Annotated in this window: 7 protein-coding genes; all 7 read right to left on the reverse strand. The window is 64.8% G+C overall.

Features of this window, described 5'->3' with window-relative positions; all coding sequences use genetic code 11:
* Nucleotides 1-253 precede the first annotated feature (253 nt).
* The gene (locus tag AC1KVG_RS07015) at nt 254-718 is read right to left on the reverse strand and encodes a metallophosphoesterase family protein (protein WP_481093909.1); all 465 of its coding nucleotides are present in this window, start codon (nt 716-718) and stop codon (nt 254-256) included.
* A gap of 170 nt (nt 719-888) precedes the next feature.
* Nucleotides 889-2,442 (reverse strand): PepSY-associated TM helix domain-containing protein, encoded by a 1,554-nt coding sequence (locus tag AC1KVG_RS07020; RefSeq protein ID WP_481093910.1) that lies wholly within the window; start codon nt 2,440-2,442, stop codon nt 889-891.
* Complete coding sequence (locus AC1KVG_RS07025) at nt 2,439-2,711, reverse strand: hypothetical protein (RefSeq protein WP_481093911.1); 273 nt, start codon at nt 2,709-2,711, stop codon at nt 2,439-2,441. Before AC1KVG_RS07025 ends, AC1KVG_RS07020 begins: the two co-directional genes overlap by 4 nt.
* Nucleotides 2,701-3,000, reverse strand: coding sequence for a hypothetical protein (locus AC1KVG_RS07030; protein WP_481093912.1), 300 nt, complete (start codon nt 2,998-3,000; stop codon nt 2,701-2,703). Before AC1KVG_RS07030 ends, AC1KVG_RS07025 begins: the two co-directional genes overlap by 11 nt.
* Before the next feature lie 391 nt (nt 3,001-3,391).
* Nucleotides 3,392-5,575 carry a 1,4-alpha-glucan branching protein GlgB gene (gene glgB, locus AC1KVG_RS07035; protein ID WP_481093974.1) on the reverse strand — a complete coding sequence of 728 codons (2,184 nt, stop codon included), beginning with the start codon at nt 5,573-5,575 and terminating at the stop codon, nt 3,392-3,394.
* Between the two features lie 11 nt (nt 5,576-5,586).
* Nucleotides 5,587-8,937 (reverse strand): maltose alpha-D-glucosyltransferase, encoded by a 3,351-nt coding sequence (treS, locus tag AC1KVG_RS07040; protein WP_481093913.1) that lies wholly within the window; start codon nt 8,935-8,937, stop codon nt 5,587-5,589.
* Entirely contained in the window at nt 8,934-12,050 is a 3,117-nt protein-coding gene (locus tag AC1KVG_RS07045) for a maltotransferase domain-containing protein (protein ID WP_481093914.1), read from the reverse strand. The genes treS and AC1KVG_RS07045 overlap by 4 nt, the downstream gene beginning before the upstream one ends.
* Nucleotides 12,051-12,296: the final 246 nt, after the last annotated feature.

Raw genomic sequence — 12,296 nt, forward strand, 5'->3', positions numbered from 1 at the left:
TGGCCCCGCGTGCGTGCAGACAGGGTCAGCGCATGGGTTGCAAGCGTGCACAAGCATTCAACAGATAGCGCAGATGCACGCATATAGGCCGCATAAAATCAGCGAAAAGTTGTTTGCAGACTCATGCGCTCCCATTAGCTTGCGTTCGTACTGTCAGTGCATGCTGGATCGAGCGTATCGAAGTCAGATGCACGCCGTCGCACCGCGTCACCTGCATGGTGGCTCACCGCTTGTTGCAGGCATCTGCCCTGGATCAACGCAGCTGTAGCACTTGCAGTTCCGCACGCGGCGGGCCATCGCCCAACCACAAGGTGCCCACACTGATCGGCAAGCTGAAGCGACGTGGGCCGGCGCTGCCCGGATTGACGTACAGCACGCCGTCGCGCATGTGCACCGCTGGCTTGTGCGAATGACCGCTGACGATCACATCTGCAGCGACCTCCGGCGCCAGCGTTTTCAGATCGTGCAACACATGGATGCGTACGCCTGCGATCAGCAGATCCAGCGTCTCGGGTAGCCCGGCTGCCCATGGCGTGTTGTCGATGTTTCCGGCAATCACGTGCAAGGGTGCCAGCGCCTGCAGCGCGGTGAGAATCTCCGGCTTGCCCACATCGCCGGCGTGGATGATGGCCGCGCAGCCCTGCAACGCGGCGACCGCCTCCGGCCGCAGCAAGCCGTGCGTGTCTGAGATCAGGCCAATGCGCAGTGGTGTGGACATTTCAACGCACCCAAACAAACGTCAGCAGCGACAAGAGGCCAAGGATCGTACGTGACATGCATGTCGTCGCACGTGAGTTGAGCTCAACCGGGCCCAGATCTTCGGTCTGCAACACCCGCGTTGTGCAGGCAGCGCTGCAATGCACTACAGCGCGCAGGCACAGCGACCGCTCACGGAGCGGCGCGGTCTCCCCACGCCCAGACGCTGTTCGGATCGCCCTGCACTCCGCGCCGTTTGCTCGCGCGTGCCAGCTGCCAGTACGTCCATGCCAAGGCCAGCGCAATCAGGTCGACGCCGAGCACCGTTGCGTCCTGCCACGGCAGCATCACACCGCGCGCGGAAAAACAGCTGGCTACCGGAATCAACGCCGTCAGTACGGCGCACGCCAGCAACACCTCGTAGGCGCCGCGTGCAGTGGGACGCAGCAAGGCCCACATCAGCATGAGCTCGAAGACCGCGTAGTAGACATAACGCTCTTGTCCCTGTGGCAGAAACCGCGCCGCGATGAACAACGCCGAGATGCCGGCGACGCTGCCCAGGCACACACCCACCGTGAGGCGCGCCATGGCATGCGTGCGGCGCGGTTGCTCGACCAGGCGACGCTTGCGGCGTGCCTCGATCCACAACAAGTTGCCGCTGTAGAACAGGAACGCACCGCCCAGGCCCAGCAGGAAATACAACCACTGCACCGGCGCATGCCCAAAATTGCCGAAATGCAGCGACTGCAGCCCACGCAGTGCAGCGGTGCCGGCCGACATCGTCCTGGGCTCGAGCACCCGCAAGACATTGCCGGTTGCCGCTTCCAGTGCCACGCCGCCGAGTGTGTTGAGCTGGCGCTGATCGTGGTGGCCATAGACTTCCGCACGCGCATTGGCATCGCCGGCATCGTGAAACCCGATGCTTTCCGGCACAAACCCCGGGCTAGCTGCGCGCGCCTTGTCCAGCAGCACCGCGACCGGCAGTAACGGAGCGGCACGCTTGGCCGGTGCCACATGCGGGGTGAGCTCGAACTCCGGCTCCAGGATCTGCATCAACTTGCCGTCGAACACCAGAAACTGAAACGGTGCCAGTAGCAACACGCCCAGGCACAGCACCGCACCGGACCAGGCGAAGATCACATGGAACGGCAGCGACAACATGCCGACCACGTTGTGCGCGTCCTGCCACAGGCGCTTGAGGTTGTGGCCCAGCCGCAGCGCGAACAGATCCTTGAAGAACACCGGCGCGTACAGCACTACCCCGCTGAGCAAGGCCAGCCCGTAAAGCACGCTGACCACGCCGAACAGATAGGTGCCGAACACACGCGGCAGTCCGGCGGTGAAATGCAGGTCGTAGAGGAAATCGGCAAAGCCCACGCGCTGCGGCAACTCCTGCAGCGTGCCATCGGCGGCGTGTTGGTATTGGCGCATGCCGCCACTGGCATCGGCCTGCGCGCCATACCAATACAGCCGTGGAATCGGCCCGTGTTCGCCGGGCAGCAGCACCAGAAACGATTCGGCCACCTGCGGATGCTCGGCGATCACCGCGTCCAGCAAGGCCTGCGCTGCGGCAACCGGATCGGCTGGTGCCTTTTGCGTGACCTGTGGCGTGGCCTGCCAGTCGCTCAACGCATGCGTAAACACGGTGAGGGCGCCGGCATAGAAGGCGATAAACAAGGCCATGCCGGCCAACAAGCCCATCCAGCTATGCACGGAGAGAAACGCGCGCAAGGTCGATGCTTTCATGCGCTCAACTCCGTCCAGCCCAATACCTTGATGCCCGCGAGTGCGACGTAGCACAGCACGGTCAGCCCGCCGAGAACCACCCAGGCGCGTAATGCGCTACGAAACACGAACGGCAGTGCCATTGCACCGATCCACACCGGAAACATCAGCAGCAGCCACGCCAGCGTGTAGCTTTGCTGCGGCCCCGGCAGCAACAACGCGCACAAGCCGACCATGCCAACCGCAAGCGGCAGGCCCAGCACCACGGCAGCCAACCATCTAGCCCACATGACGCACCTGCCTGCGTTGCGCACGCGCCTGTTGCCAGACATCCAGATACGGCAGCGCCACCGCCGCCAGCATCAGCGCAGTCACTGCGGCGAAGATGCCCGCCCACACACCCAGCGCACGGATGGCGCAGGCCAGCGACAACACCAACAACACGCTGCCACCGCTGCGCAACAGGCGCGCAGACAATCGGCGCCGCAGTACGAGACGTTGATGCGTGGTTGCCAGATAAAACGCAAAGGCCGAGGCGGCAGCGGCGAGCAGATACAAAAACGTCATCATGCTGCTCATGAGCAAGCCTGCGTCGAGGTGGACTCAGGCAGCGCACCAAGCCGGGCAAGCCATCGGTAGCCACGTCGCGCGGTCGCACGCAGTGGCTGTGCCGTGCACACCCCTGCATGCGCGCAGCCACTGTTGCGCACAGCGCAGAGAGCGGCCTCAACAAGCCAAACAACAATCACAGCAATCAAAACGCCCACGCACAACGCTCCCGCAAAGACGGTCGACGGAAGGCATGGCGGCGGCTGTGCCCGGTGGCCCTCCCCGGGCCACCTAAGAAGCGGCTGACAAAACTGCCGCGCGCCAGTGAAGGCGTTCGCGGTGTTTCGTTTACCACTCTACGGCGCGCAATCTAACAGGTGCCACACCGCCGGACCAGCAGTCCGGCGGTGTATGCGATGCATCAGCCGTGCGGGGTCAGCACGATGACGCCCAGCGGCGGCAACAGCAGCGGCAGCGATTGTGTCTGGCCATGCATGGATTGCTGCTCTGCAGTGACCACGCCGCCATTGCCCAGATTGGCACCGCCATAGATGCCGGCGTCGCTATTGAACACTTCGCGCCACTGACCGCTCTGTGGCACGCCGATGCGATACCCGTGCTGCACGATCGGGGTGAAGTTGATCACCACCAGCACCGGTGCATCGCCGCGTTTGCCCTTGCGCAGGAACGCAACCACGCTATTGGCCGCATCATCGCCCACCACCCACGCAAACCCGGACGGATCGTCGTCGTAGGCGTGCAGCGCGGGGTATTCGACATACAGTCGATTCAGATCGCGTACCAGGGTCTGCACACCGCGGTGGCGCGGGTCGTCGAGCAGGTGCCACGGGATGCCGCCATCGTGGTTCCATTCGGTGGGCTGGCCGAACTCGCAGCCCATGAACAGCAACTTGCGCCCGGGGTGGGTGAACATGAAACCCAGGTACGCACGCAGATTGGCGAAGCGCTGCCAATCGTCGCCAGGCATGCGGCCCAGCAGCGAGCCCTTGCCGTGCACCACTTCGTCGTGCGAGATCGGCAGCACGAAGCGCTCCGAATACGCGTAGACCATGCTGAAGGTCAGCTCGCCGTGGTGATAACGGCGGTAGATCGGATCGAGCGCGGCGTAGTGCAAGGTGTCGTGCATCCAGCCCATGTTCCACTTGTAGTGGAAGCCCAACCCGCCATGCGCCACATCGGCGGTCACACCGGGGAACGCGGTGGATTCTTCGGCGATCATCACCGCACCGGGCGCATGCTCGCGCACCACCTCGTTGAGCCGGCGCAGGAACGCGATGGTTTCGTAGTTCTCGCGCCCACCGTGGATGTTGGGCACCCACTCGCCGGCATTGCGGCTGTAATCGCGGTACAGCATCGAGGCCACCGCATCCACGCGCAGGCCGTCGACGTGGAAGCGCTGCAGGAACTCCAGCGCACTGGCGATCAAAAACCCGGACACCTCGCGGCGCCCGTGGTTGTAGATCAGCGTATTCCAGTCGCGATGGAAGCCTTCGCGCGGGTCTGCATGCTCGTACAGCGCCGTGCCGTCGAAATGCGCCAGGCCGTGTGCGTCAGTGGGGAAATGCGCCGGCACCCAATCGACGATCACACCGATCCCGTCGCGATGGCAGCGCTCGACGAAGCGGGCGAAGCCATCCGGCGAGCCGAAGCGCGCGGTGGGCGCGAACAGCCCCAACGGCTGATAGCCCCACGAACCGCCGAACGGATGTTCGGTCACCGGCATCAGCTCGACGTGCGTGAAGCCCATATCGGCCACATACGGAATCAGGCGATCGGCAAGCCCGTCCCAGTCCAGGTCCACGCCTTCTTCGCGCAGCCAGGAGCCGGCGTGGATCTCGTAGATGCTCATCGGTGCGTCGTGCGCCTGACGGCGTGCGCGTGTGGCCATCCAGCCGTCGTCGTTCCACTGGTGCGGCGTGGGGTCGGCCACGATCGAGGCCGTGCCCGGCGCCAGCTCTGCACGCCGTGCTACCGGGTCGGCCTTGGCCGGCAATTCGTTTCCGTGCGGGCCGCGCAGTTGGTACTTGTAATGCGCACCGGGGCCGACATCGGGCACGAACAACTCCCACACACCGGATTGATGCCGCAGCCGCATCGGATGCCGGCGCGCGTCCCAGCTATTGAAATCGCCCACCACCGCCACGCGCGTGGCATTGGGCGCCCACACCGCGAAACGCGTGCCGCGCACGCCATCGACCTCGATCGCATTGGCACCGAGCGCATCGGCCAGTTGCAGATGATGGCCTTCGCTGATCAGGTGCAGATCGAAGTCGCTGAGTTGCGGCCCGAACGCAAACGGGTCGGCGGTGTCCTGCTCGCCACCGGGCCAGCCGATGCGCAGGCGATAAGCGCCTTGCGCCGGCAACTCGCCAGCGAACAGGCCCGGCTCCGGGCCTGCCTCCAGCGCGATAACCTGCCCGTCGTCGAGCACTGCATTGACGTAGTTGGCGCCCGGTTGGTAGGTGCGCAGCACCCGTCCGCTGTCGGTCGGGTGCGCGCCCAGGATGGCGAATGCATCGCCATGGCGTGCCTCGGCCAGGGCGCGGGTCGCGCCGGGGTCCCATCGATTGGTCACTGCTGTCATCACTCCACTCATCATGTGTCTCCTGCATCAGCGCGCGCGCGTTGCAGGATGCGTCGCAAGCCTTCCACCGGCACCATCAGCCAGCCGGGCCGGTTGGCGGCTTCGTAGCGCACTTCGTAGCAGGCCTTTTCCACCAGGAACAACAGCGTGGCTGCATTGAACGCTGCCGGTGCGATCCACGGATGCGTACTGGCATCGAGCACGGCATGGTACGCGTCCAGAAATGCCTGCGTGGAGCGGCGACGGAACTGCACCAGAAATTCATCCAGATGCGTATCCACCCCCACGCCCGCACGTGCGGCAGTGCCTTCTTCGCCACGTGCCGAGACTTCGCTGGCGTAATCGAGCGAGCGCAGGAAACCGGCTACATCGCGTAGCGGGCTGGCCTTGGCGCGCCGTTCGGACAGTGGCTTGGCCGGCTCGCCTTCGAAGTCGATCAGGATCACATCGTCGAACGCCACCAGGATCTGGCCCAGGTGGAAGTCGCCGTGCACGCGCGTCAACAACGACTCGGCGAGCACGCCCGGTGCCTTGGCCAGCAAGGCCTCCAGCTGCGAACGTTCGGCCAGCACCGCTTCCAGTGCGTCGCGTTCGATCGCGTCGTCGCTGCTGGCCAGGCGTGCGTTGACTGTGTCCCACATCTGTTCGACCTGGCGCGCAACGCCGGCCACCACATCGTTGGCGGCGGGCAGGTCGATGCGCTGCGGGACGAAGTCCGCATCGTCGGTCTCGCACGACAAGGCTTCGTGCAGCTCGGCAAGACGCTTGCCGACCACGGCAGCGAACGCGTCGTAACCGGCCACGGCTTCGGCGCGCGATTCGTCGGTCTGCGCGGTGGCGTACTCGTCGAAACTGCGTGCCAGATGGTCCAGCGTCCAACGCCAGGCATCGCCCTGATTGCGGATAAAGCCCTGCAACAACGCAATGGTGGTGATGGTGCCCTGCGCGTCGATGCGGCTGACGCTTCCCAGCAAGGGCGCGGCGTTGGCATAGCCCATTTCGGTCAGGCGACGGCCGATCTCGATCTCCGGATTGGCGCCATTGGCCACATGCCGCAGCAGCTTGAACACCGCCTTGTCGGCGACCACCAGCGAGCTGTTGCTCTGTTCGGCCGACAACCAACGGATGTCCGGATCCTGCGGAATATCCAGCGTGGCCAACGCCGGCGTCGCTTCAAAACGCACCTGTCCCTGCTGCGAGGCATCGTCGCCATCGCGGAACTCCAGCGTGGAATTCTCGCGCAGCGCATCGATCACTCCACGCACCATCGGCTTGAGGGCGAACGCATCGGTGAGGTAACCCACCTCGCGGCCCTGACGCACACGCGCCAGTGCCAACTGCTCGGCCAGGGTGCTGGGGTGGTCGCGCTCCCACACGATGCCGATCGGCAGCATGTAGCTCTCGTGGCGGCCATCTTCCAGCTCCACTTCCAGCTCCAGCAGGCTCATCGGCTCATCGCCGGGCAACGGCGTGCGACGCGAGATACGCACGTGTTTCAGCACCTGATCCTTGGCCGAGAACCAGCGCCGCGCCGACAGCCAGGCCGGCAGGATCTCGCTTTCCAGCGTGGACAGATGCGGCAGCAGCGCGTTGCCTTCGTCGGTATCGCTACGCAACACCAGCGTGCGGTAATCCGGCAGCGGCACCGGGGTGGGCACATGCCAATCCGGCAAGGTCCCTTCGCTGACCAGCTGGAAGGCGTAGAAGCCGAACGGCGGCACAGTGAGCAGATAGGTCAGGCGGCCGACCGGCGGGAAGCTGCCGCCACCGATGATGTCCACCGGCACGCGGCCTTCGAACTCGGACAGATCCAGTTCCACCGCCTGCAGCGTATGCGACAGATTGGCCACGCACAGCACCGTCTCGTCCTGATAGCAACGCAGGTAGGCCAGCATGCGGCGGTTACCGGGATACAAAAAGCGCAAGGTGCCGCGGCCGAAGGCCTGGTAGCGCTTGCGCACGCTGAGCACGCGGCGGGTCCAGGTCAGCAGCGAATGCTGGTCGCGGATCTGCGCTTCCACATTCACCGCCTGGAAGCCGTACAGCGGGTCCATCACCGGCGGCAACACCAGTTGCGCCGGGTCGGCACGCGAGAAGCCGCCATTGCGGTCGATCGACCACTGCATCGGCGTACGCACACCGTCGCGGTCGCCCAGATGGATGTTGTCGCCCATGCCGATCTCATCGCCGTAATACAGCACCGGCGTGCCGGGCATGGTCAGCAACAAGGAGGTCATCAATTCGATACGGCGGCGGTCGCGCTCCAGCAGCGGCGCGAGACGGCGACGGATGCCCAAGTTGATACGCGCGCGCCGATCGGAAGCGTAGGTCTGCCACAGATAATCGCGCTCCGAATCGGTGACCATTTCCAGCGTCAACTCGTCGTGGTTGCGCAGGAAGATCGCCCACTGGCAGCTCTCCGGAATCTCCGGGGTCTGGCGCATGATGTCGGTGATGGGGAAGCGGTCTTCGCGCGCGATCGCCATGTACATGCGCGGCATCAGCGGGAAGTGGAACGCCATATGGCATTCGTCGGCGTTCTGGCCGAAATATTGCTGGGTGTCTTCCGGCCACATGTTGGCCTCGGCCAGCAGCATGCGGTCCGGATATTCGGCATCCAGGGTGGCGCGGATCTTGCGCAGGATCGCGTGGGTTTCCGGCAGATTTTCGTTGGAGGTGCCCGAGCGCTCGATCAGGTACGGCACCGCATCCAGACGCAAGCCGTCTACGCCGCGATCCAGCCAGAAGCGCATCACTTCCAGCACCGCTTCCAGCACGGCGGGATTGTCGAAATTCAGGTCCGGCTGATGCGAATAGAAGCGGTGCCAGAAGTACTGCCCGGCCACCGGATCCCAGGTCCAGTTGGACTTTTCGGTATCGCAAAAGATGATCCGCGTGCCTTCGTATTCCTGGTCGGTGTCCGACCACACATAGAAGTCGCGCTCCGGCGAGCCGGCCGGCGCATTGCGTGCACGCTGAAACCACGAATGCTGATCGGAGGTGTGGTTGATCACCAGCTCGGTCACGACGCGGATGCCGCGTGCATGCGCCTGCGCCACCAACTGCTCGAAGTCGGCAATGGTGCCGTAGTCCGGATGCACCGCCATGTATTCGGCGATGTCGTAGCCGTCGTCGCGGCGCGGGCTGGGGTAGAACGGCAGCAACCAGATGGTGTCCACGCCGAGTTCGGCGATGTAATCCAGTTTGGAAATCAGGCCGGGAAAATCGCCGATGCCATCGTCGTTGGAGTCGAAGAACGACTTGACGTGCACTTGATAAATGATCGCGTCTTTGTACCAAAGCTGATCTGCAACCACCGCAGACTGTTCTGCGTCGGCTTGTAACGATGGGACTGCATTCATGCGACCTCTCCTGCGCGGATGCGCCATAACGCGAACGGCCGCGTCGCCTCTAAACGGATGTGTTGTTGCTTGCCTTGCCATGTGAAGCGATGGCCGTCCCACAGATCGTCCACCGCCACGCTGGCGTGATCGGGCAGGCCCAACTCCCACAATGGAATTTCGATGTCCGCGTCCTGACCCGCCTGCGAATCCAGGTTGATCGCCACCAACACCATGCTGCGGCTGCGCGAGAGATAACCGGCGTCCAGGAACTTGCCGAAGTACAGCACCTGATCGTTGTGCGCCTGATAGAACCGCGTGCCCAGGTGCGATTGCAGCTCGGGATGCATGCGACGCAGCTGGTTGAAGCGGGTGATCTCATCGACGATGTCGCCGGGCGCACGTTCGGGCCAGGCGCGCAGCTGGAATTTCTCCGAGTCCAGATACTCTTCCTTGCCCGGCGCCAGCGGCGTGGCTTCGCATAGCTCGAAGCCCTGATACATGCCCCACAGCCCCGACAAGGTCGTGGCCAACGCGGTGCGGATCAAATGCCCGTTGCGCCCGCTGGTCTGCAGAAACTGCGGATTGATGTCCGGCGTGTTGACGAAGAAATGCGGGCGGAAGCATTCGCGCGGCACGCCTTCGTTCAACTCTTCCACGTACTCCTGCAACTCGTGCTTGTGGTTGCGCCAGGTGAAGTAGGTGTAGGACTGCGAGAAGCCGCACTTGGCCAGGCGATACATCATCTTCGGCCGGGTGAAGGCCTCCGACAGGAACACCACATCCGGGCGGCGCCCACGCACATCGGCAATCAGCCACTCCCAGAACGGGAACGGCTTGGTGTGCGGGTTGTCCACGCGGAACAGCGTGACGCCCTCGTTGACCCAGAACAGCACCGCATCGCGCAACGTATTCCACAGATCCGGCACCGCACCGCTGGCGTAGAAATCGACGTTGACGATGTCCTGGTATTTCTTCGGCGGGTTCTCCGCGTATGGAATCGAGCCATCCGCACGCCAGGTGAACCAGTCCTTGTGGTCCTTCAACCATGGGTGATCCGGCGCGCACTGGATGGCGAAGTCCATCGCTACTTCCAGCCCGTGCGCACGTGCGGCCTGGATCAGGCGGCGGAAGCCATCAAGCCCGCCGAGCTCGGCATGCACTTCGGTATGCCCGCCATCGGCCGCGCCGATCGCATACGGGCTGCCCGGCTCGCCTTCGACCGCAGTGACCGTGTTGTTGCGGCCCTTGCGGTTCTTCGCACCGATCGGGTGGATCGGCGGCATGTACAACACGTCGAAGTTCATTGCGCGGATATGCGCCAGCCGTTCGATCACATCGTCGAAGGTGCCGTGGCGCTGCGCATCGCCGCTCTGCGAGCGCGGGAACAATTCGTACCAACTGGCAAAGTGCGCCGCACGACGCTCCGACTCCACCCGGAACGTCACCGGCGTCTCGGAGCGGAACGGCTTGTCGTCGGCCAACGCCATCGCCTGTGCGGTGTCCGGCTCCAGCACGATCGCCAGCTGCTGCAACGGCTCGCTCTGCGCACCGATGCGGGTGAGGACGGCCTGCAAACGCTCGGCCAATGCACCTTTGCTGCGTGCATGCGCGGCCTGCACCACCGCCACGGCCTCCTGCACATCCACCGGCAGCACCGTGTTGGCTGCGCGCTTCTTTTCCAGATCCGCATGCAAGGTGGCGAACACATCGCGCCAGCCTTCCACACGGAACTCATAGGTACCGATGCGCTCCAGCGGAAACTCCGCACGCCAACGGTCGTTGCCCAAGGCGCGCATCGGCGCGCTGGCCCAGGTCTTTGCATCGGCCGGGCGCCACAGCACGGCGACTGCGATGCGGTCGTGCCCATCGCAGAACGCGTCGGCCTCCACGCAGATGCGGTCGCCCACCGTGCGCTTGACCGGAAAGCGGCCGTTATCGACCGAAGGCGTCACCGATTCGATGCACACGCGTGGCCACGCGGCCGCGGTCTGCGCACGCGGGCGCATGCGCGGCACCGCCAGCACATGCCGCGCCGGCACACTGCGATACACGCGCACTTCGCCCGGCTCCAGTGCCTCCAGCGTCGCACCAGACAAGGTGCTGCCGTCTTCGCCCACCAGCGCTTCGGCATCGCCGAGCAGACGCAGCAGATCCGGGGCCGGCACCGGCACTACATGGTTGGCATCGCCATTGATCAACAACAACGAGGGCAAGCCGCCGAGCGGCTCCACCGCCACGGCCGTCAGCCCGGTGGCTTCGCGTAATAGCGGGCGCAGCCGCAGGCCGGCATTGCTTGCCGGCACGCCGTCAGTGGCGCGGATGCTCGACGGCACTGCATCAAGCTGCGCAGCGTTCAACAACCACGCCCCACCCAGTGCCTGCGCCAGCTGCCAGTGCTGCGCAGGCGTCGCCGCACGCTTGCCATCGGGCGCATCCAGCACCGCAACCACCTGGGCGGCAAGTGCGCGCAATGCGGTGTCTTCATCGAAGAACCAACTGCTGCGCCCATCCCACCACGCGAGCGAGGAGAACGCCGCATCGAACCCGGCACCGGCCAATTGCTGCAAGGCTTCAGTGCCCAGGCCCGGCGTCCACGCTGCAAACACCACTTCCGGCGCCTGCGCATGCACGCGTGCGATCAACTCGCGCCAGCGCTGCGCCGGCACCTGTTGCGGCTGCAGCAGGCGGAAGCCGGCCACACCTTGCGCCGCCCAGTCCAGCAGGCGCGCGCTCCACCACTCCACCAGCGCCGCACCTTCCTGCGCGTAGGCAAAGCGTGCCTCGGCCACTTCCGGCGTGGTGCGCGGCTGACGCGGGTCCGGCACCGCCGTGCTGCGTGCACGGAACCACTGCGGGTTCTCGCGCACCACCGCGCTAGCGCCGCCTACTTCGTCCAGGCGCACATCCAGCAGCAGCTTCACGCCAGCGCGCTGCGCCGCCTGCACAAGCTCACCCAGGCGCGCTGCGTCTGCCTCGCTGCCGCTGGCGGCTTCGCTGAGCCGGCCTTCTGCATCACGCTCGAACGGCGGCGGCGCCACCACATAGCCACAGCCCGCCTCGCGCGCCGCGACGCAGCGCTGCTCCAGCCCGGCTTGCTCATTGGTTGTTTCGTTGAGTACACAAATCCGCATGGCGCCTCCTCAGCAGACCGCGGCGCAAACACGCGCCGTGACGACAATGGGAGCAACGCGGCGCGAACCACCCAGCAGATCCACAGGCGCTCGCTCACGACGCACCAGTCCAACTCCCGTCCAGATCGCCCCTTGGCTAACCGCCTGGCCGACCTTTCCACCTGTGACTGCACTCATGCGCAACTCCGCAACGATTCTTGACCCATGCAGTCAAGCACCCTCACTGCGAATTTCATGTGTCGGTCG

The organism is Xanthomonas sp. NCPPB 3959 (genome assembly GCF_056675575.1).